Below are 21,868 nucleotides of genomic sequence, written 5' to 3'. Positions count from 1 at the left end.
TCTTGCCCGATTTTCCCGTCAAAAATGATCGGGTGGAAAGTCAGTTCTAGCCTCGATATGTAGAAATTTTTGATCTTTCGACGGCTAAACATCGTAGATAATTTTGTAAACATCGTGTTTAGAAAATTATCTACGGTGTTTACGCCTCGTAAATGACTGCTTTCTGATGAAAAACATCAGCCATTTTATGCATATTCATAAGAAATAGTCGCATATCCATGGTAATGTGGATGGCTATTCCCGTAACTTCTTCTCCCTGACGAGTGGCATCTATGTCCGCGACGGCAAGAAAATAATGATCAGATAAGTTGCACGACATATCAGAATTTCTTATATTTGCAAACGGAAAACGAAAAATGACAAAAATGACAGAAGAAAAGAAACTGGGGGCCTCGGCAACGAAAGAATATGAAAAGATCTTTCACGATGATCTCCATGACCATCTCAGAAAGATCGGACGCGTCGACGCCCATTTCCCTGAAGCCCCGGATATCGAGGAGCTGTGGCCGAAGATCGGTGAGAGTTATCTGCCCGACGCTCTCCGGGAGTTCAACGACTACCCCACGGTGGCCCTCGGCTGGATCATGTATGTCGGTATGGCCATCGCAAAATACTGGGATACGGACTGGACGCTCTACGCCCAAGTGCCCGATCTCTACAAATATCTCCGTGACCGCATCGACTTCGACCATCTCGACGACTATATCTGTTCACAGGTACTGTTGCTGAAGGATGAGGAGACGGCGGCGCTGCGGGAGGTTATCGCTGAGTGCGCCTCGCGTACCAACAACCGACTGTATCACCTTCATCTCAACCCCGGCAGCGAGTCCGCCTTCCGCGCCTTCATCGCCGCCCTCCACGAGCTCTATCTCATGGGGGCCGCCATACAGTTGAAGGATATGGGCTATCACATGACGAAAATCAACTAAACCTTATGATTACGCAAGACGCGATAGACTCTGCTTATGCCTTCTTCCATCAGAAATGGAGAGTCTACGAATTTTCCCACAGTGACGGGCAGAAGGATGACATTGAATATGCCATCAGCAGTTATGTTGATCAGATGGACCGTGACCTCTATGAACGGCTGGCCCATGGCCGTGAGGCCTTCCTGCAGGACCACACCACCTTCCCCGAGGATATGCAGGAGGCGCTGAAAGAACTTTCTGCCGCCGTAGGGACATGATTCATCATGTTCCGATTATGCCGCCGTAGGTTGATTAAAGATTCACCAATGATGGAAAAGAAATTCACACTTCAATCCAATGCCGACGGACTGAATCTCGCCGTTGAGCTCATCACGCCAACCGACTCTGCTCCCCGTGCCATTCTGCAACTGATCCATGGCATGTGCGACCATAAGGAACGCTATCTGCCCTTCATGCGGTATATGGCCTCCAAAGGCTATGTGTGTATCATCCATGATCAGCGCGGACACGGTGAGAGCGTGAAGAGCCCCGATGATCTCGGATTCATGTATGATGGGGGCTGGCGGGCTCTCATCGACGATACCCAGCTCGTCAACGAATGGATCCACACGCAATATCCCGGTCTCCCGCTGACCCTTTTCGGCCACAGCATGGGCTCCCTCGTGGCCCGCTCCTTCGTCAAGCGCTATGATGACCGTATCGACAAGCTCATCGTCTGTGGCTGTCCGAGTTATAACCCCGGCACCCCCATCGCGCTCCTGCTGGCCCGCATCTTCGGAGCTCTCCGCGGCAGCCATTACCGCCCAGAATTGTTACGGCATCTCTCTTTTGGAACTTTCAACCGCCCCTTCTGCCATGAGGGCTATGCGCAGGCGTGGGTATGTTCCAATCCCGAGACCTTGAAAGCCTATCATGCCGACCCGTTATGTATGTTCAACTTCACGGTCAACGGCTATGAGAACCTCTTCCGACTGATGCTCGACTGTTATTCCACGAAAGGCTGGCAGATGAAGAACCCCGACATGCCCGTCAGCTTCCTTTCCGGTGCCGCCGATCCCTGCCGCATCTCCGACCGTGCCTTCCACCATGCCGCCGACCTCATGCGCCGCGTCGGCTACCATCATGTCTCGGAAACACTCTTCCCGGGTATGCGCCATGAAATCCTCAACGAGACAGATCATAAAAAGGTTTGGACTTACGTTGGGACATGATTGATCTTATCGCTGCTGCCAACTTTTACTTTTTTACTTCTTTACTTTTACAAAAAAATCCCCGGCTTCCCTAACGCTAAAAGGAAACCGGGGACGAACCCTAATTAGACTGTATGTATTTAGATGAAACTTTCAACGATTAGGCCACGTTGATCTTGCGGACCTGATCCTTCTTCTCCTCAATCATCTTCGGCAGCGTGATATAGAGGATACCGTTCTCTACCTTGGCAGAGATATGATCCTTATCGACATCATCGGGCAGCGTGTAGGCCTGCTGGTAGTTGCCATAGGCGAACTCACGGCGCAGATAGTGCTCCTTCTTCTCTCCTTTCTCCTCCTCGTGATGCTCGAGCTTGTTCTCGATGGCGAGCTCCAGATCACCATCGGCGTTCAGGTCCACACGGCAGAACTCTTTCTTAATTCCGGGGACAGCCACCTCCATCGTATAGCTCTTCTCATCCTCCTTCACATTGACGGCGGGAGCCGTGGCGTTCATGCGGTTCATTGCACGATGATCGAAGAAATCATTAAAAGCATTATCAAACCAATCATTCAAAACGGGATACATCATAGTTTTAACCTCCTGATTATTTGTTTATTATTGTTTTTATTTTTCGTTTCTACATCCCTTTTTGCAACAGTTATACCAAGGTATCGAAGTGTGTAATTCTGACAGATTAGTGTGTCATTTTGGCAACGTCTGTATGCAGCCCCTTACGGCCCTTCGCATAGGCGATCCTTAAAACCGAATGGTTACTTTTATATTTTTAACACTACTTATTCACTTTCTTCCCCAAAAATATATATCTTTGCGAATAATAAAACCAGACAAGCCTATGGAACCGATTACATTTGAAAATTTTGAAAATACGTATATCGATCCTATTGAACAGGAAGAGATTGATAAGTTCGTCTGCAAGGAGATGGATCGCCAGATCCACCGCTATATCAAAGCCATGCATGGTACGAAAGGAGCGATGGAACGGTTCATCAAACGTCTTGACACGATGACGCTGGAGGAGAAAAAGCAGGCTATTGCACGCTACATCGATCTGAACCGGAAAGTCCTCGACGGACTGGACTTCAAGATTGTCCTCGCCAGAGCCGTGGCCAACTACTGCGATACCTTCTCGTATATGCTCACGCTGATCAACAACAAACGGAAGATGGTCTATTATCTCCATCGCATACGGGATACTTATATGCAGTTTCATGAAGTCTTTGAGGAGAATGGGAAATTCGGTATCCGTGACCATCAGGGCAATATCATCGTCAAGCCCGTCTATGACTTCCTGCGTACACCTTATATATATGTAGACGATCTCATCAACGTCCCTATCATCGCCGAGAAGAACGGAAAGATGGGACTGATCCTCGCTGACGGCAATGATACCGTCGTTGCCGATTTCGTCTTCGACGATATCTCCCTCCGTGACGAACCTCCCTATTTCGAGGCTCAAAATGGAAAGATGAAGGGCACCCTTGACTTCAACGGACAATTTGAGGAAATGTAAAAAGGTAAAAGAGTAAAAAAGTAAAGAAGTAAAAAGGTCCTACGTTTACTTTTTTTACTTTTTTACTTTTTTACATTTTACTTGATGATTTTCTTGCTTTTCTGCCGAAAAATGTTTAACTTTGCAACTGCAAACATTTTAACCAATAAAAGTAAATAGATTTTGTCAATGAAAGCAACAGAAGTCGTAGAGAATCTCAAGCGCAGATTCCCCAACGAGCCGGAGTACATCCAGGCCGTCAGTCAGGTCCTCGGCACCATCGAGGATGTCTACAATCAGCATCCCGAATTTGAGAAGTACAACCTCATCGAGCGTCTCTGCATCCCCGACCGCATCATCTCCTTCCGTGTCACATGGGTGGATGACAAGGGAAAGGTCCAGACAAACATGGGCTACCGTATCCAGCATAACAACGCCATCGGCCCTTATAAGGGCGGTATCCGTTTCCACAGATCTGTGAACCTCTCCATCCTGAAGTTCCTTGCCTTTGAGCAGACCTTCAAGAACTCCCTGACCACACTGCCGATGGGTGGTGCCAAGGGTGGCTCCGACTTCTCTCCCCGTGGTAAGAGCGATGCTGAGGTCATGCGCTTCTGCCAGGCTTTCATGTCGGAACTCTACCGTCACATCGGTCCCGACGAGGATGTTCCTGCCGGTGATATCGGTGTCGGTGGCCGTGAGGTAGGCTATATGTTCGGTATGTACAAGAAACTGACACACCAGTTCCAGGGGATCCTTACCGGAAAGGGCCAGGAGTTTGGCGGTTCTCTCATCCGTCCTGAGGCTACCGGTTATGGTAACGTCTATTTCCTGCAGAACATGCTCGCTACCCGTGGCATTGACCTCAAAGGTAAGACGGTCCTCGTCTCAGGTGCAGGTAATGTTGCGCAGTACACCATTGAGAAACTCATCCAGCTCGGCGCTAAGCCTGTCACCTGTTCCGACTCCGATGGTTATATCTATGATCCCGATGGTATCGACGCGGAGAAACTGGCTTATATCATGGAACTGAAGAATGTCGAGCGTGGCCGTATCCGTGAGTATGCTGAGAAATACGGCGTGAAATATGTGGAAGGTGCTAAGCCTTGGTTTGAGAAGGCTGACATCGCTACTCCTTGTGCTACACAGAACGAGATCAACGAAGAGGCTGCCAAGGCCCTCGTCGCCAATGGTGTCATCGCCGTCAGTGAGGGTGCCAACATGCCGACAGTCCCGGCTGCTATCAAGGTATTCCAGGACGCGAAGATTCTCTACTGTCCGGGTAAGGCCAGCAATGCCGGCGGTGTCGCTGTCTCCGGCTTGGAGATGACCCAGAACTCTGAGCGTCTGCGCTGGACCCGTGAGGAGGTGGACAACAAGCTCCATCAGATCATGAACGATATCCACGATGCCTGCGTGAAATATGGTACACAGGAAGACGGATATATCAACTACGTCAAGGGCGCTAACGTCGCCGGCTTCCTGAAAGTCGCTAAGGCGATGATGGCCCAGGGAATCCTCTAATAGACTGAGAATAAACGGATAGAAGGATATCCTCCCCTACCCGAACATGATAGGACGGAACTTTTTTGTAAGAAAAATGCAAAAAAGTTCCGTTTTTATTTGGTGGTTTAAAAGAAAGTTTGTACCTTTGCACTCGCATTTGAGAAACAAGCCTTCTCTGCAAGGCTCAAATGGTGCGTTAGTTCAGCTGGTTAGAATGCCTGCCTGTCACGCAGGAGGTCATGAGTTCGAGTCTCATACGCACCGCTCTTCTTCTCATTATGCATTTTGGTGCGTTAGTTCAGCTGGTTAGAATGCCTGCCTGTCACGCAGGAGGTCATGAGTCCGAGTCTCATACGCACCGCAAAAACCTTCAGAAGCAATTCTGAAGGTTTTTTGTTTGTAGGGACATGATTCATCATGTTCCGCCCCTATTCGAAATATCACTTTCTGATATCCTCAACTCCGACATCGTCCTACTTCAATTCCAGTTGTTTCTGCAACCGGAGAATCTCATCACGGTATTGCGCAGCCTGAATAAAGTCGAGGTTCTTGGCGGCCTCTTTCATCAGTGCTGTCGTGTCGGCGATACTCTTCTCCAACTGCGGTCTTGTCATGCGGGCAACGATAGGATCAGCGGCGAAGGCACCCTCGTCGGGCTCAAGACAAGCCTGCTGAGCCTTGATATTCGCCGACTGGATGGTGCCGATAGAAGTCCCTTTCTCGTCTGCATTCCCGACAGGGAGGTCCGTGTGGATGGCCTTCACGATCTGTTTCGGCGTGATGTGATGATCGGCATTATACTTCATCTGGATACTCCTTCGACGGGCCGTCTCATCGATCGTCTTCTGCATACTCTCCGTGATGGTATCCGCATACATGATCACCTTTCCGTTGACATTACGGGCCGCACGACCCGCCGTCTGCGTCAAGCTGCGATGGGAACGCAGGAAACCTTCCTTGTCGGCATCAAGGATAGCGACGAGGGAGACCTCCGGGAGGTCAAGACCCTCACGGAGGAGGTTGACACCGACGAGGACATCATAAACTCCCGCACGAAGATCGTTCATAATCTTTACACGGTCGAGGGTGGCCACATCACTGTGGATATAGGCCGCCTTAATCTCATGGTTCAGCAGGAACTCCGTCAGCTCCTCGGCCATCCGTTTCGTCAATGTCGTCACGAGGACACGCTCGTTCCGATGAATACGCGTGAGGATCTCATCCATCAGGTCATCAATCTGATTCTCACTCGGCCGTACCTCAATCTCCGGATCTAGGAGTCCTGTGGGGCGGATAATCTGTTCGACGACAACGCCCTCGCTCTCTTGCAACTCGTAATCGGCAGGCGTGGCACTGACATAGATCACCTGATGTATGAGACTATGGAACTCGTCGAAGGTCAGCGGACGGTTGTCGAAAGCGGCGGGCAGACGGAAGCCATACTCCACAAGATTCTTCTTACGGGCTCGGTCACCACCATACATCGCGGAGATCTGCGGCACGCTGACATGACTCTCGTCGATAACCATCAGATAGTCTTTCGGGAAGAAATCCAATAGACAGTACGGGCGCTCTCCGGGCTGACGACCGTCGAAATAACGGCTGTAGTTCTCGATACCCGAACAATGACCGAGTTCCTTGATCATCTCCATGTCATATTCCACCCGCTCTTTGATACGCTGAGCCTTCACCGCGTCACCAATACTATTGAAATAATCGACCTGTTTCACCAGATCATCCTGGATCATGCGGATAGCCCGCTCCGTCTGGTCCTTCGTCGTCACGAAGAGATTGGCCGGATAGATCTCATACGTCTCAAAGGATGTCAACCGATGGAAAGAGACGGCATCCACTTCCTCAATGGAATCGATCTCATCATCCCACCACGTCACACGCAACACATGATCACTGTAGGCCATGGCTACATCAACGGTGTCGCCCTTTACCCGGAAGTTGCCACGCTGAAGGTCTATATCATTACGGACATAAAGGGCATCAACGAGTTTACGAAGGAACTCCTGACGGTCGAGATGCTGCCCCTTCTTCAGTTTGATGACACTCTGTTGCATGGCCACGGGGCCGCCCATACCATAGATACAAGAAACGGAAGAGACGACGATGACATCTTTCCTTCCCGAGAGGAGGGCGGAGACGGCACCGAGCCGTAACTTGTCGATATCCTCATTAATCGCCAGATCCTTCTCGATATACGTATCCGTCGTAGGCAGATAAGCCTCCGGCTGATAATAGTCGTAATAACTCACGTAATACTCCACCGCATTATCGGGAAAGAACCCTTTCATCTCCTGATAGAGCTGAGCTGCCAATGTCTTGTTATGCGACAAGACCAGCGTCGGCTTGTTCACCTGCGCGATGACATTAGCCACCGTGAATGTCTTTCCCGAGCCCGTGACACCAAGCAGAACCTGGGCAGGATCGCCTTCGCGGATTCCTGCTGTGAGTTGGGCGATCGCCTCCGGCTGGTCTCCCGTAGGCTTGTATTTTGAGGTAAGTTTAAAATCCATTTCTCGTATTACTCCATTGTGTATCTTTGCAAAATTATCATATTTTCCCCATTCCAACAAATTTTAAGGATAAAAAATAGGTACGGCCAACATTTTTTAGTATCTTTGCGAATTGATAGATAAGAAAGACTAAGAAACTACCGATATGAAAAAAATCATGATCTCTTTGTCCTTGCTTTTCGCCATGGGCGTCACAGGGGCATACGCGCAGAGCACGCTCACACCGGAAGAACAAGTCAAGCAGGCCCAAAAGCAACTGCAGGAGGCCCAGGCTGCCCTTGCCAAAGCTCAGGAAGAAGCGAAGAAAGCCCAAGAACAGGCTGCGGAGGCTCAGAAACAAGCTACGGAGGCTCAGCAACAAGCTGCGGAGACTCAGCAAGGCTGGACAATACCGACGGCACCTGTAACGACGCCACGCAAGACCACGCAGCAGAAGCAAGCGGAATATGATCCGAAGTCGGATCCGAAATACCTCGCAGGCGCTGTCACCACAGATGCTGACGGCAAGGTCGTCTTCCGTCGGCATATCGAATTGCCGGGTAAGACAAAGGCAGAACTCTATCAGGCCATTCAGGAAGAACTGACAGAACTCACCTCCGGCGACCAGGAGATCACGGGCAGTAGGATTTCCCTGCTCAATCCTTCTGAGGGTACCGTCGTCGCTAGTGTCAAGGAATGGATTGTCTTCCAGTCCACATTCCTCTCCCTCGACCGCACGGAAGTAGATTATAATCTCATCGTCAACTGTCATGACGGCAGTGTGGACGCGGAGATCCGCAATATCGTCTTCCGTTACGAACAGGAACGTCCTACGGGATTCGTCGCCCCTGCCGACGATGTCATCTCCGATCAACAGGCATTGAACAAGAAAGGCTCGAAGCTCAGCCGTGGTTTCGGCAAGTTCCGCAGAGGAATGATCGATCGTAAAGATCAGATCTTCGATGAGATACAGAATTTATTTAAATAATATTCTACATTTTGGAAAATCAGAATACAACACCCAAGCATACCCCGACCGCTGAATCAACCGTGAAAGGCAGCGGACAACAGGAGACGGTGGCTGTCAAGCCCCATCACCGTATGGAGAAGATCACCGATCACACGCCAATGTTACGCGTACGCAACTACCTCAACATCGCGTTCATGGTCCTGGCCCTCATCGGCGTCGCCCTCTTCTTCATCCAACCTCTCTGGCGGCAGGCAGCCATGGTCATCATGCTCATCGCCGTCGTGATCAAAATCATCGAAGTATCCCTTCGATTGTTTCATCGTTGAACCGTTTCGCCCTTCATGAGAAAGTTATTTCTTTTATCCCTGACGGTCGCCGCCGTGGTCTCCGCACAGGCACAGACCAGACTGACGACAACAGATGCCTTCGGGCAACAGGACAACACCACACTGAACAATAATAGAAATTTCAACAGAAAGGATTCGCTGGGCAGTGAGAAAGTGATTCCTAAGGGGCTGAAGGTATGGACCGTCGACGAGCGTTTCGGAGACATCACACCGGCAAAGCCTGACACGCTGCCGCATCTCTACTCCAACGAGCATTTTACCACGGGACGCTATACGGATTATAACAGTACGGGAAACCTCGGATCGCCGCGTATCAACCGTATCTTCATCGACCGACTGCCCGACAGCCATTTCCTCTTCACGGATCCCTACGATTATTTCGTATCACCCGTCGACCAGCACCATTTCACGAATACCTACTCCCCGATCACGAATGTGTCCTTTAACACCTGTGGTAACCGTACGAACGGGGAGGATGCCCTGAAAGCCTTCTTCGCCGTCAATGCCGGTAAACGACTCGGTGTCGGCTTCCAGTTCGACTACCTCTACGGTCGTGGATACTATAACAGTCAGAGCAACTCCCATTTCGGCTATAAGATGTGGGGCTCCTATCTCGGTGACCGTTATCAGGCTCATCTCCTCTTCTCTACCAACCATGAGAAGATGACGGAGAACGGTGGTATAACGAACGATAATTATATCACCCATCCGGAGATGTTCAGTGAGAGCTATGCCTCCGATGAGATTCCTACAGTCTTTGAACAGAACTGGAACCGGGAGGACAACCAACGTGTCTTCTTCTCCCAACGCTATAATATCGGCTTCAATCGGAAGGTACCGATGACTCCGGAAGAGATCAAGGCCAAGAAATTCGCCATAGCTTCCAAAAAGGAGAATGCCGCCGAGAAAGCCAAGGAGGAGGCCCGCAAAGCCGCCAGAAAGGATGGACGGAAATTCGATGAGGAGGCCTATGACCGTCAGCAGACCTTCAACGGCCGTCCAGACGACGCGAAGATCGCGGGGAATGAACCCGCCGCTGCGGATAAACAGCATGAGCGCATCGCCGTCCATGGCACCGCCGCTGCCGACTCCCTCCTCGCTGCCGCTACCAAGGCCAAAGAGGATACTTCCTGGTTGAAGAACGAGTATGTTCCCGTGACAAGTTTCATCCATACCTTGGAGTTCAAGAACTTCCGACGGATTTATGAGGCTTACCAGACGCCGGTCGACTACTATCAGGACACCTATTATAATATAGGGCGACTGCGTAATGACTCTATCTATGACCGGACGAGACACTTCGAACTGAAGAACACCTTCGCTATCGCTATGCTCGAGGGGTTCAACAAATGGGCCAAGGCAGGACTGAAGATCTTCGCCTCCCATGACCTGCGCCATTATGAGTTGCCCGACAGTATCGGGGGTACGAACAAATATACCGAAAACAACCTCTCCGTGGGTGGACAGCTCATCAAGACCCAGGGCACCCTCTTCCACTATAATGTCACGGGTGAGGTCGGCGTCGTCGGTAAGGATGCCGGCAACCTCCTGCTCGACGGCCACGGCGATATGAATTTCAGACTCTTCGGCGATACCGTCAGACTGGCCGCTACGGCCTTCTTCCATCGTACGACACCATCGTTCTACTACCGTCACTATCATGCCCGTCACTACTGGTGGGACAACGACGACCTCGACAAGGAGATCCATTCCCGTATCATGGGAGAGTTCAGTCTTGACCGTACGGAGACGAAACTCCGTGTGGCTTACGATAATCTGCAGAACTACACGTATCTCGTTCAGAGCTACGACATCGTCGACGGTACGACGATCCGCCGTTCCAACAACCATGTAGAGGTCGCTCAGAGCAAGCGTAACATCAGTGTCCTCACGGCACAACTGATGCAGAACCTGCGCTATAAGATCGTCAACTGGGAGAATATCCTGACCTTCCAGAAGTCGTCCGATGAGGACGTGCTGCCGCTGCCCTCGTTCAATATCTATACGAACCTCTACCTGAAATTCAAAATCGCCCATGTGCTGAATACGGAGCTCGGCGTCGACGCACGCTTTTTCACCAGCTATTACGCTCCCGACTACAGTCCCGCCCTCGGCCTGTTCACCGTACAGGGAGAGGGTACGGACCAGCGCGTGAAAATAGGCAACTACCCCATCCTCAACGCCTATGTCAACTTCCAACTGAAGTCGGCCCGCTTCTATGTGCAATACAGCCACTTCAACAGTGGGTCAGGAAACAAGGGGTATTTCCTCACACCTCACTACCCTATTGATCCGGCCGTCATCCGCTTCGGTATCAGCTGGACTTTCTTTAATTGATCATGACAGAACAGAACATAAAAGTCAACTCTCTCCATGCCTGGGTCCTCGCCGCACGGCCAAAGACACTCTCCGGAGCCGCCGTGCCTGTGCTCCTGGGCTGGGCTATGGCCTTCCATATCGGTGGATGGGACAACTTCCAAATGATTCCGGCCATCCTCTGTCTCGCCTTCGCGTGGATCATGCAGATTGACTCCAACCTTATCAATGATTATTTCGATTTCATACACGGCAATGATGACCCCGGGAGTCGCCTCGGACCGGCAAGAGCCTGCGCGGAAGGATGGATCACGCCACGTGCCATGCGCGTAGGACTGGCCGTGACGACAGCAACGGGATGTCTCGTCGGACTGCCGCTGATCCTCTTCGGCGGCTGGACAATGATCATCATCGGTATCCTCTGTGTCGCCTTCGCCTTCCTCTATACGCTGAAGTTCAGTTACCTCGGCCTCGGCGACCTCCTCGTCCTCGTCTTCTTCGGCATCATCCCGGTCTGTCTGACGACCTATGTCATTCTGCCTGAGAGCCTGCAGGCATTCTCCTGGGCGACCTTTCTCGTTTCCATCGCCTGTGGCCTCGTCATCGACACCCTCCTCATCGTCAACAACTACCGGGATCGTGACAATGACAAGAAAGACGGGAAGATGACACTCGTCGTCAGACTAGGCGCCAAACGGACGGAGAAGCTCTACCATTGGCTGGGCATTGTGGCCAGCTTGATCATGTTGTTCGTGCTCCTTGATTTCTACAATGAGAGAAGCATCAACATCCTGCTTCACATCGTTGCCTTCATCCCTTCTGTGGTATACCTCTTCTTTTTCCACGGACCTACGGTAAGACAACTGGTGGAGATCCATGAAGGCAAAGCCTTGAACAGTGTGCTGGGAAAGAATGCTCGTAACATGTTTATCTTCGGCCTCCTCAACGCTCTGGCCATTATCCTCTTAAGCCTATGAAACAACATGTCAATCTGGAGATCATGGCGTTCGTAGAACAGCAGATCCTCCCCCGCTATAATGCTTTCGGTGCCAGTCATGGACTGCGGCATGTGACGAGAGTGATCAAAAACTCCCTGGAACTCGTGCCCTGTACCGGTGCCGACATCGATATGGTCTATGTCGTCGCCGCCTATCATGATCTCGGCATGGAAGGGCCCCGGGCCATCCACCATATCACGGGTGGAAAAATCCTCGCCGCTGACGCCCGCCTGAAGAAATGGTTCTCGCCCGAACAGATCAAAATCATGAAAGAGGCCGTTGAAGACCACCGTGCCTCCAGCAGCCGACAGCCCCGGAGCATCTATGGCAAGATCGTGGCAGAGGCTGACCGCGATCTCGAACCGCATGAGGTGTTCACCCGGGCCGTGCAGTACGGACTGGAGAACTGTCCCGACCTCGATGACGAGGGACAGTGGCAACGCTTCCGCCAACATATGGAAGAGAAATATTCCCGCCGCGGATACCTCCGCCTGTGGATCCCCGGAAGTCCCAACGAGCGACATTTAGCCGAAATCAGGGAGATTATCGATAATAATGATAAACTTCGTGAAATTTTCGAACAAATACTTGCATCTTTCAAACATTTATAGTATATTTGCACACAGAAAGGAGACAACTATCGGGGTCGTGTCGATTCGATCGGGATACTCATCAAATTAATACGAAAACCGAGAACGTTTCTTTGTTAATGGCGGGCCATACACTGCTTGCGCAGCTAATCCGTAAGGATCGGTGGATTACAAAGACAAGGGGACACTCAAAACTTCTTAGCTCGGAGTTTCATCACATCATCGAGCGACCCTTTTTCATACAAGGCAGGATGGACAGCATGCCCACCCTGCCTTTTTAGATAGAAGAATAGAAAATCATAATAGTAACTAGTAAACAGAAAGGAAAACGATGTTCTCTGGAATTATAGAAGCGATGGCAACAGTCACAGCCGTTGAGAAGGAAGCCGGTAATGTGAACCTCACACTCACCTGTCCCTTCGTCAACGAACTCAAGATAGACCAAAGCGTGAGTCATAACGGCGTCTGTCTGACCGTCGTCGACATCAAGGATAACACCTATACGGTGACGGCGATGAAGGAGACCCTCGACCGCTCCAACCTCGGTAGTCTGAAGGTCGGCGACAAGGTCAATGTAGAGCGGTCCATGCTCCTCAACGGACGCCTCGACGGACATATCGTACAAGGTCATGTTGACGAGACAGCCACCTGCACGGCGATGGAGGATGCCGACGGCTCCACTTATTTCACCTTTGAATATCCCTATGATGCGGAGATGGCCAAGAAAGGGTATTTCACGGTCGATAAAGGTTCCGTCACCGTCAATGGTGTCTCGCTGACCGTCGTCAACCCGACGAAGAATACCTTCAAGGTCGCGATTATCCCTTATACCCGAGAGCATACCAATTTCTGCAACATACAAGTAGGATCGGTTGTCAACATCGAGTTCGACATCCTCGGCAAATATATCGCACGCCTGCAAACGTTATCGTAATAACCACATAAACAAGAATGAGTATGAAAAGACCAGTATCTACAACCAAGAAGATAGAGACGATCACGAAAGACCGCTTCTTCTATGTCAACAGTGATTATAAGACCGTACAAATCCGCCTCGACGACATCCTGTATGTCACAGGTATGAAAGACTACGTGAACTTCTATCTTGAAGATGGTCGCGTCGTCAACTGTCTTCTGAACATGAAGACCCTTGAAGACATGCTTCCGAAACCGGAGTTCATGCGCGTCCACCGCTCGCATATCGTCCACATGCCTAAGGTCACGCTCATCGACCGGGCACGCTTCAAATTCGGCGATGTCTTCATCCCGATCTCCGAGACGGCAAAGATCGCCGTTCAGGACTACGTCGAAGAGCATACCATTCAGTCATAATCTTTAGGGCAACGCACAGCGCTGCCCTATTTTTTTTTCTTTCTATGTTAACTAAACTTAAACACATCTTCCTTTAGTAAACGTTTCTAGCCTGTTTTCGTCAAAAAGCAAACGAACATAAAAAAAAACAGATAACGCATGAATACAGTGATGAAGGCTTCTGCGGCTGTGCTCTCCCTCTTCTTCATAGGAGTACCCGCCACGACACAGGCCAGACAATGGACGTTGAGCGATTGCATCAACTATGCGCTGACCAATAACATCTCCCTGAAGAAGACCACCCTTCAGCGGCTCAGTGCCTTGGAGGATGTCTGTGAAGCGAAAGCACAACTTCTCCCCTCTCTCTCCGCCAGCACCTCCCAGACGGTGACCTACAACCCCTTTCCTCAGTCGGGGCGTGCTACGATGGCCGGAGACTATATCGAGTCGAGTGTCGATAAGGTGTATTATAACGGCTCCTACACCGTTCAGGGCAACTGGACGGTATGGAATGGCAACCGTAACCGCAATCAGGTTAAACTCAACCAACTCATAGCCGACAAGGCCGATCTCGACAGTGCTTCTCAGGCACGCTCTATCCAGGAGCAGATCGCCCAACTCTATGTGCAGATCCTCTATTCCACCGAAGACGTGAAAGTCTGTCAGGAGAGCTATGCCATGAGTGCCAAGAATGAGGAGCGCGGTAAGGAGATGGTGAAAGCCGGAAAGATGAGTCGCTCGGACCTCGCACAACTCTCGGCTCAGGCCGCCCAGGATAAATATAATATTGTGGCAGCGGAGAGCAGCGTGAAGAACTACAAACGACAGCTCAAGCAACTCCTGCAGATCACCAATGATGAGCCCTTCGACGTCGTCGATCCGAAGACCACCGACGCACAGGCCCTGCAACCCGTGCCGAAGCTCAGCGGCATCTATGAGGCATCGCTGAACAACCGGCCGGAGCTGAAAGCCTATCAGAACACGATCGATCAATATGCGTTGAACTATAAGATGGCCAAAGCCTCCAACCTGCCCACCGTCAGTGTCAACGCCGGCGTAGGAACATCAACGACCTCACTGAGCTCCAATGCCTGGGGCAACCAAATCAAGAACAATTTCGGGATCAATGGCGGTGTCACCATCTCCATCCCGATCTTCGACCAGCGGTCTCGCAAGACTTCTATGAACAAGGCGATGATCGCTCAGGAGAGTGCACGCCTCGACCTGCAGAATGAGCAGACGACGCTCTACTCCACCATTGAGAACTACTGGCTGCAGGCTGTCACCAACCAGGATCAGTACAAGGCCGCCCGTGTCAGTACTACGAGTGCGGAGACGAGTTATAACCTCCTCTCCGAACAGTTTAAACTCGGGCTGAAGAATATCTCCGACCTCCGTACGGGAAAGGATAACCTCATCAAGGCTCGCCAGTCGGAGTTGCAGGCCAAATACCTCACCATCCTCAATCTCGACATGCTCGACTTCTATAAGAACGGTACATTGAAAAAGTAGTAACATCATGAATAAATTTAACTTCAAGAAAATCAGCAAGGTATGGATCGCGGTCGGTGTCATCGTCATCATCGCCGTCGCCTGCATCGTCTTCTCCGGGGATAAGGACACGGAACAGATTTCCTTTACCCAGGAGACCGTATCCAAACAGACGCTACAGAATAGTGTCACCGCCACAGGTACCATCGAACCGGTTACCTCAGTCACCGTGGGTACCCAGGTGAGCGGTATCATCGACAAGATCTACGTCGACTATAACAGTGTCGTGAAGAAAGGACAGGTCATCGCTGAACTCGACAAGAGCAACCTCATCAGTCAACTCAACTCTGCCAAGGCCTCCGAGAACCAGTCCCGCGCTAACCTGGAGAGTGCACGATCCGACCTCAACTACCAGGCAGCCAACTTCCGTCGCTATCAGACCCTCTATCATAAGGGCCTCGTCAGTGCCGATGATTTTGAAAATGCACGCCTGAGCTATCAGAAAGCCCGTGAGACGGTCAACGCCAACGAGGATCTCCTCGCTTCTGCCGCTGAAGAGGTGAAACGGTCACAGACGAACCTCGGCTATGCCACCATCACCTCTCCGATCGATGGTGTCGTCCTCTCCAAGAGCGTCGAGGAAGGTCAGACGGTGGCCGCCAGCTACAGCACCCCTGAGCTCTTCACCATCGCCCAGGATCTGACGAACATGCAGGTCGTCGCTGATGTCGACGAGGCCGATATCGGTGATGTCAAGGTGGGTGAGCGTGTGACCTTCACCGTCGACGCCTATCCCGATGATACCTTCGAGGGTACCGTCAAGCAGGTCCGTCAGGAAGCTACAACCACGAATAATGTCGTCACCTACGAGGTGGTGATCTCTGCTCCCAATGCTGATCTGAAACTGAAGCCGGGCCTCACCGCCAATGTCACCATCTACACTTCCGAGAAACCGAATGTGCTCTGCGTCTCCACGAAGGCCTTGCGTTTCACGCCGACGAAGGAGACGGTAGGCAAGGATAAGAAAATCGTAGACTGCAAGGGAAAGAATAAGGTATGGACGCTCTCCGGTAACACCCTCACGGCCCACGCCGTCAATATCGGTACGAGTGATGGCATCCATACGCAGATCCTCAGCGGTATCAAACCGGGCACACGGATCATCACCGCTATCGCCGTGAAGACTGATGACGACAGTGATGACAGCGATAGCCAGGGCGGTCTCTTCGGTCCTCCGGGAAAGAAGAAGAACGGTAAAAACTCCAATAGTAGTAAATAAGTATGCAGGATAATGATAAGAACGCTGCCGCTGTCATTCCGACAGCGCAGGACGACCCCAATGCCAGCGAGCATGCTGGCAAGAAGGTCGTTATCGAACTCGATGATGTCAAACGGGAGTTTCAGGTGGGCGACGAGATCGTCCATGCTCTCCGTGGCGTGAGCTTCAAGATCTATGAGGGTGAGTTCGTCACCATCATGGGAAAGTCAGGCTCCGGTAAGTCGACCCTGCTGAACCAGTTGGGCTGCCTCGACACGCCTACGAGTGGAGAGTATTATCTCGATGGTGTCTCCGTAAGGACGATGAGCCGCGCCCAACGTGCCGTGCTCCGCAACCGGAAGATCGGATTCATCTTTCAGAATTACAACCTCCTGCCGAAGACGACGAGTATTGAGAATGTCGAGTTGCCGCTGATGTATAACCCCGATGTCAACGCCGTTGAGCGTCGTCAGCGTGCCGTGGCCGCCTTGCAGGCTGTAGGCCTCGGCGACCGTCTGTACCATAAGTCCAACCAGATGTCCGGTGGTCAGATGCAACGTGTGGCCATCGCCCGTGCCCTCGTCAACAACCCCGCCGTCATCCTCGCCGATGAGGCAACAGGTAACCTCGACACCCGTACGAGTTTTGAGATTCTCATCCTCTTCCAGAAGCTCCATGCCGAAGGGCGTACGATCATCTTCGTCACCCATAACCCGGATATCGCCAACTACAGCAGCCGGAATATCCAGTTGCGCGACGGACATATCATCAGTGACGAGTATAACCATCATATCCTCAGCGCTGCCGATGGTCTCGCCGCCCTGCCGCCGAATTCGGATGAGTAGGTGGCCGCCATGTTGCGGCCACGCACCCGCATCAGTCGGACCATGATAAATCATGTCCCTACATTTCTTGATTAAGATTACTCAACTATGAATTTTACGAATCTTTTCAAAATCGCCGTCCGTGCCATTGCCGCCAACAAGATGCGGTCGTTCCTCACGGCCCTCGGTATCATCATCGGTATCGCCTCCGTGATTACCATGCTGGCTATCGGTCAGGGTACGAAGAAAAGTATCAAGGACAATATCTCCGAGATGGGCTCGAACATGATCATGATCTCCCCGGGATCCGATGACCATGGCCAGGGAGGCGTCCGTCAGGATGCCTCTTCCATGGAGACATTGAAGGAGACCGACTATGAGGCGATCAAGGACGAATGCGATTATATCTCCGCCATCTCTCCCACCGTCAGCAGTAGTGGACAGTGGATCAACGGCAACCAAAACTGGCCGTCAACGATCTATGGCGTGAATACCGACTATCTCACCATCCGTCAGTTGAGTGTTGACGACGGTGAGATGTTCACCGATAAGGATATCAAGACGAACGCGAAAGTCTGTGTCCTCGGACAGACCATCGTCGACAACCTCTTCCCCAATGGTGAGGAGCCCGTGGGACGAGTGGTCCGCTTCGGCTCCATCCCCTTCCGAGTCATCGGCGTACTGAAGAAGAAAGGATACAACTCCATGGGTATGGATCAGGATGACCTTGCCCTGGCTCCGTATACCACGGTGATGAAGCGTATCCTCGCCCAGACCTATCTCGGCGGCATCGTCTGTTCGGCTACGACAGAGGAAGCCTCCGAGCCCGCGCAGAATCAGATCGAACAGATCCTGCGCCGGACCCATAAGCTGAAGGACGCCACGGATACGCAGGAGGCGGACGATGACGACTTCAACATCCGCTCTCAGGAGGAGATCTCCTCGATGATGGACTCCACGATGACGACACTGACGATCCTCCTCGGCTCCGTCGCCGGCATCAGTCTGCTCGTCGGTGGTATCGGCATCATGAACATCATGTATGTCAGTGTCACCGAGCGTACGCGTGAGATCGGCCTCCGTATGAGTGTCGGTGCCCGTGGCATCGATATCCTCAACCAGTTCCTCATCGAGTCGATCCTCCTCAGTGTCACGGGAGGTATCATCGGTGTACTGTTGGGCGTGGGGATCTCCCTGGGCATCCAGTATTTCGCTCACATGACGATGGTCATCGAACCCTGGAGCATCATCCTCTCGTTCGCCGTCTGTACCTTCACCGGCGTCTTCTTCGGCTGGTATCCGGCCAAGAAGGCCGCACAGCTTGACCCGATCGAGGCTATACGGTATGAATAAGAGTATGTTTCTGACACGAGTAGGTGGTCGTCCTATTGCGGCCACGCACCCACATATAAGGACTATGAATTATTCAGTTTATAAAGATCATAAAAGTTAAAGAAATGAGTTTAGAAGAAATCCTACAACACCGTCGTGCCGTACGAAAATACGACGCCGAGAAGGCCCTGGACCCGGAGAAGGTCAAGGAGTGTATCCGTCTGGCCACACTGGCGCCTACAAGTTCAAACATGCAACTTTGGGAAGCCTATCATATCACCGATCCGGAAGTATTGAAAAAAATGGCCGTGGCCTGCCTAAACCAAGGCAGCGCGAAGACCTGTAAGGAGATGGTCGTCTTCGTCACCCGACAAGATCAATGGAAGCGCCATGCTCAGGCCGTCCTTGAGGCAAATATCGCCGAGATCAACGCCAACAGCCCGAAGGACCGGAAAGCCCACCGCATCGAGTTACAGAAAAAATACTATGCCCAGTTGATGCCGCTGACCTACAAACGCTGCTTCGGTCTGCTGGGTCTTCTACGTGTCATCATCTCCCAGGTCGTCGGCCTCTTCCGCCCCGTGCCCCGTCAGGAGAGCGAGGCACAGATGAACACCGTTGTTCATAAGAGTTGTGCCCTCGTCGTCCAGACCTTCATGCTGGCCATGAGTGAGCAGGGCTATGACACATGTCCGTTGGAAGGCTTCGACAGTCTGCTCGTCAAGCGAGCCCTTCATCTGCCCCACGACTGTGGTATCAACATGGTCATCACTTGTGGCTATCGGGCGCCCGGAGGTGTACGCGGAGAGCGCTTCCGTCTGCCGCTGAAAGAGTTTTACCACCGTATCTGAGCATAAACGGCGGACGGCGCAATTCCTCATAGATGCGCTGCAAGGGCAGTCCCATCACGTTATAGAAGCTGCCGTTGAGTCCTGTACATCCTATATAGCCAATCCATTCCTGGATGCCATAGGCTCCGGCTTTGTCGAAAGGTTTGAAACGGCTGATATAATAATTGATCTCCTCATCATCCAACGCCTTGAAGGTCACCTCCGTGGTCACCGAGAAATGGCGCTGGAAAGAGGTGGTGGTGAGGCAGACTCCCGTTGTCACCTGATGGGTACGGCCACTGAGGAGACGGAGCATCCGCCGTGCATCAGTCTCATCCTTCGGCTTGCCGAGAATCTCATGGACACTGATAACGACCGTGTCCGCAGTAAGCACAAGCTCATCATCTTGCAGCTCTTTCTGATAGGCCGCCGCCTTCTCTCGGGCAATATATTCGGGTACGGCAACGGCAGGGAGGTCTGAGGGATACTGTTCCTCGATACCTTTCTTCACCCTTACCTCAAAGTCCAGGCCCAGTGCCGCCAACAGCTCCTTACGGCGCGGACTGCCACTGGCGAGGATCAGCCGCAATGGCCGGTTTTCTTGATTTCTGATTTCCATATTCTTTTTATTAAAAAGGTAAGGACGGCCACGAAGACCGCCCTAAACAATTACCATCCGAAGGCCTTGGCGTCACTGAGCCATTTACCCTGCGTGCGCAACACCTGTTCGATGACATCTCGGGCACAGCCGCAGCCACCTGGACGGTCAGAGATATACAGACTGACATCTTTGATATCCGGACAGGCGTCCTTCGGACAACACGGACAGCCAACGCGCCGCATGACCTCATAGTCGGGGATGTCATCACCCATATAGAGCACCTCCTCATCCTTGTAGCCCGTTCGCCGGAGATAATCGTCATAAGCCTTGATCTTTACGCCGGCACCCTGAATGATTTCTTTCACGCCGAGGCGCTCATAACGGATCCGTACGGCATCTGTCGTGCCTCCGGTCAGGATGACAACGGACAGCCCCTGTTTAACGGCCAGTTGAATGGCATAACCATCCTTGATATTCACGGTCCTCAACGGCTCTCCCGATGCGGCCAGCGTGATGGTCTCACAACTCAACACGCCATCGACATCGAAGATCAGCGCCTTGATTTTCTTTAAGTCGTAATCAATCATTATTTTTGTTTTTTATAATACTTTCGCTCATCAGTTGATAAATCTCCTGCATCCGGGGATCATCATCCAAGAGTCTCTTTTGCGCCTCCATAACATTCCCATCTTCACGGACGGCCGGGCCTGTCTGGGCAGCTACAGGGGACAGTTCATGTACCTTCCGTGCCGTCTCGTCAATCAGGGGCAGCATGACCTTGAAAGGCAGATGGACCTTCTCCAACACCTCTGCCGAGAGGGTATAACAGTGGTTCACGAAGTTACAGGCGAAGACGGCCGCGAGATGGAGATAGCGGCGGTCCTCAGAGGACAGTTCGTAGACCAGCTCACTGATACTTGTTGCCAGTGACTTCATCGTTTGCAGCGTCGCCGCACTGTCCGCCTCGAGAAAGACAGGGATCTTCCGGAAGTCAACATCCCGCTCCTTGGAGAAAGTCTGCATCGGGTAGAAGACGCCGTAATGCTTGGCATAGCCTTGAAAGAGATCTTTCGATAGGGAGCCCGCCGTATGCAGGAAGAGGGCATCCTCTCTTCCCTTACAGACCTCCGGGATCAGCGACGGTAGTACACTGTCCTTGACGGCGAGGAAATAGACGTCGGCATCCGACCGCAGAGCATCCACGGTGGTCACCGCCTCTGCGCCTACCCTCTTCGCCAGTGCCTGTGCATGAGCCGCCGTCGGTGAAAAGACCTGTAAGAGTTGATGTCCGGCAGCCTTTAAGGCCACCGCCAGTTGGGTGGCCAGACGACCGGAGCCGATCATTACGATATTCATT

General features: G+C 51.9%; 22 protein-coding genes and 2 tRNA genes. 19 read left to right on the top strand and 5 right to left on the bottom strand.

The genetic code is table 11. From position 1 onward, the window contains the following. The first annotated feature begins 356 nt into the window (after nucleotides 1–356). From G604_RS0101635 to G604_RS0101625, 3 genes are read left to right on the top strand one after another with little or no spacing between them, the layout of a single operon-like run. Entirely contained in the window at nucleotides 357–929 is a 573-nt protein-coding gene (locus tag G604_RS0101635) for a hypothetical protein (protein ID WP_036904358.1), read from the top strand. Nucleotides 930–934: 5 nt separating this feature from the next. Continuing rightward, entirely contained in the window at nucleotides 935–1,186 is a 252-nt protein-coding gene (locus G604_RS0101630) for a hypothetical protein (protein ID WP_028909016.1), read from the top strand. Between the two features lie 51 nt (nucleotides 1,187–1,237). After that, nucleotides 1,238–2,140 (top strand): alpha/beta fold hydrolase, encoded by a 903-nt coding sequence (locus G604_RS0101625; RefSeq protein ID WP_036904441.1) that lies wholly within the window; start codon nucleotides 1,238–1,240, stop codon nucleotides 2,138–2,140. 139 nt (nucleotides 2,141–2,279) lie between these two features. On the opposite strand, the gene G604_RS0101620 is transcribed toward G604_RS0101625, so the two are convergent. After that, nucleotides 2,280–2,711 (bottom strand): Hsp20/alpha crystallin family protein, encoded by a 432-nt coding sequence (locus G604_RS0101620; protein ID WP_028909014.1) that lies wholly within the window; start codon nucleotides 2,709–2,711, stop codon nucleotides 2,280–2,282. A 265-nt stretch (nucleotides 2,712–2,976) separates the two neighbouring features. On the opposite strand from G604_RS0101620, the gene G604_RS0101615 reads away from it, so the two are divergent. From G604_RS0101615 to G604_RS0101600, 4 genes are all read left to right on the top strand, one after another. Continuing rightward, nucleotides 2,977–3,654, top strand: a complete 678-nt coding sequence (locus G604_RS0101615; protein ID WP_028909013.1) for a hypothetical protein — start codon at nucleotides 2,977–2,979, stop codon at nucleotides 3,652–3,654. A gap of 168 nt (nucleotides 3,655–3,822) precedes the next feature. Then, nucleotides 3,823–5,157, top strand: a complete 1,335-nt coding sequence (locus G604_RS0101610) for an NADP-specific glutamate dehydrogenase (protein ID WP_028909012.1) — start codon at nucleotides 3,823–3,825, stop codon at nucleotides 5,155–5,157. A gap of 172 nt (nucleotides 5,158–5,329) precedes the next feature. Continuing rightward, a tRNA-Asp gene (locus tag G604_RS0101605) sits at nucleotides 5,330–5,403 on the top strand. 23 nt (nucleotides 5,404–5,426) lie between these two features. Continuing rightward, nucleotides 5,427–5,500, top strand: a tRNA-Asp gene (locus tag G604_RS0101600). A 112-nt stretch (nucleotides 5,501–5,612) separates the two neighbouring features. On the opposite strand, the gene uvrB is transcribed toward G604_RS0101600, so the two are convergent. Further along, nucleotides 5,613–7,664 (bottom strand): excinuclease ABC subunit UvrB, encoded by a 2,052-nt coding sequence (uvrB, locus tag G604_RS0101595; RefSeq protein WP_028909011.1) that lies wholly within the window; start codon nucleotides 7,662–7,664, stop codon nucleotides 5,613–5,615. Between the two features lie 145 nt (nucleotides 7,665–7,809). Here uvrB and G604_RS13250 point away from each other — a divergent pair, with 145 nt between their 5' ends. The 12 genes from G604_RS13250 (at nucleotide 7,810) to G604_RS0101530 (ending at nucleotide 19,931) form a co-directional block, all read left to right on the top strand. Next, on the top strand, nucleotides 7,810–8,631 hold the full coding sequence (locus tag G604_RS13250; RefSeq protein ID WP_036904355.1) for a DUF4468 domain-containing protein: 822 nt from the start codon (nucleotides 7,810–7,812) through the stop codon (nucleotides 8,629–8,631). An 11-nt stretch (nucleotides 8,632–8,642) separates the two neighbouring features. Then, on the top strand, nucleotides 8,643–8,939 hold the full coding sequence (locus tag G604_RS0101585) for a mechanosensitive ion channel protein MscS (protein ID WP_231376013.1): 297 nt from the start codon (nucleotides 8,643–8,645) through the stop codon (nucleotides 8,937–8,939). A gap of 15 nt (nucleotides 8,940–8,954) precedes the next feature. Beyond that, nucleotides 8,955–11,297 carry a putative porin gene (locus G604_RS0101580; RefSeq protein WP_028909009.1) on the top strand — a complete coding sequence of 781 codons (2,343 nt, stop codon included), beginning with the start codon at nucleotides 8,955–8,957 and terminating at the stop codon, nucleotides 11,295–11,297. Further along, nucleotides 11,294–12,253 carry a 1,4-dihydroxy-2-naphthoate octaprenyltransferase gene (gene menA, locus G604_RS0101575; protein ID WP_410524357.1) on the top strand — a complete coding sequence of 320 codons (960 nt, stop codon included), beginning with the start codon at nucleotides 11,294–11,296 and terminating at the stop codon, nucleotides 12,251–12,253. The genes G604_RS0101580 and menA overlap by 4 nt, the downstream gene beginning before the upstream one ends. Continuing rightward, nucleotides 12,250–12,885, top strand: coding sequence for an HD domain-containing protein (locus tag G604_RS0101570; protein ID WP_028909007.1), 636 nt, complete (start codon nucleotides 12,250–12,252; stop codon nucleotides 12,883–12,885). The genes menA and G604_RS0101570 overlap by 4 nt, the downstream gene beginning before the upstream one ends. 310 nt (nucleotides 12,886–13,195) lie before the next feature. Beyond that, a complete protein-coding gene (locus G604_RS0101560) occupies nucleotides 13,196–13,798 on the top strand; it encodes a riboflavin synthase (RefSeq protein ID WP_028909006.1) in 603 nt (200 codons plus the stop codon). A 23-nt stretch (nucleotides 13,799–13,821) separates the two neighbouring features. Then, nucleotides 13,822–14,196, top strand: a complete 375-nt coding sequence (locus tag G604_RS0101555; RefSeq protein WP_051220179.1) for a LytR/AlgR family response regulator transcription factor — start codon at nucleotides 13,822–13,824, stop codon at nucleotides 14,194–14,196. 138 nt (nucleotides 14,197–14,334) lie between these two features. Continuing rightward, nucleotides 14,335–15,687 (top strand): TolC family protein, encoded by a 1,353-nt coding sequence (locus G604_RS0101550; protein ID WP_028909004.1) that lies wholly within the window; start codon nucleotides 14,335–14,337, stop codon nucleotides 15,685–15,687. 7 nt (nucleotides 15,688–15,694) lie between these two features. Next, nucleotides 15,695–16,945, top strand: a complete 1,251-nt coding sequence (locus tag G604_RS0101545; RefSeq protein WP_036904352.1) for an efflux RND transporter periplasmic adaptor subunit — start codon at nucleotides 15,695–15,697, stop codon at nucleotides 16,943–16,945. A gap of 2 nt (nucleotides 16,946–16,947) precedes the next feature. After that, entirely contained in the window at nucleotides 16,948–17,769 is an 822-nt protein-coding gene (locus tag G604_RS0101540; protein ID WP_081657609.1) for an ABC transporter ATP-binding protein, read from the top strand. Between the two features lie 87 nt (nucleotides 17,770–17,856). Further along, on the top strand, nucleotides 17,857–19,101 hold the full coding sequence (locus tag G604_RS0101535) for an ABC transporter permease (RefSeq protein ID WP_028909001.1): 1,245 nt from the start codon (nucleotides 17,857–17,859) through the stop codon (nucleotides 19,099–19,101). A 104-nt stretch (nucleotides 19,102–19,205) separates the two neighbouring features. Then, nucleotides 19,206–19,931, top strand: coding sequence for a nitroreductase family protein (locus G604_RS0101530; RefSeq protein WP_028909000.1), 726 nt, complete (start codon nucleotides 19,206–19,208; stop codon nucleotides 19,929–19,931). Here the strand turns inward: G604_RS0101530 and G604_RS0101525 are convergent. From G604_RS0101525 to G604_RS0101515, 3 genes are read right to left on the bottom strand one after another with little or no spacing between them, the layout of a single operon-like run. Further along, nucleotides 19,849–20,529: a Maf-like protein gene (locus G604_RS0101525; RefSeq protein WP_081657608.1), complete on the bottom strand. Its 681-nt coding sequence runs from the start codon at nucleotides 20,527–20,529 to the stop codon at nucleotides 19,849–19,851. The genes G604_RS0101530 and G604_RS0101525 overlap by 83 nt on opposite strands. 50 nt (nucleotides 20,530–20,579) lie before the next feature. Then, on the bottom strand, nucleotides 20,580–21,098 hold the full coding sequence (locus G604_RS0101520) for a KdsC family phosphatase (RefSeq protein ID WP_028908998.1): 519 nt from the start codon (nucleotides 21,096–21,098) through the stop codon (nucleotides 20,580–20,582). Beyond that, nucleotides 21,091–21,867, bottom strand: coding sequence for a Rossmann-like and DUF2520 domain-containing protein (locus G604_RS0101515; protein WP_028908997.1), 777 nt, complete (start codon nucleotides 21,865–21,867; stop codon nucleotides 21,091–21,093). The genes G604_RS0101520 and G604_RS0101515 overlap by 8 nt, the downstream gene beginning before the upstream one ends. Nucleotide 21,868 lies beyond the last annotated feature (1 nt).

The organism is Prevotella sp. AGR2160, from assembly GCF_000424185.1.
GTDB lineage: Bacteria > Bacteroidota > Bacteroidia > Bacteroidales > Bacteroidaceae > Prevotella.
This window is presented reverse-complemented; position numbering and strand designations above follow the sequence as displayed.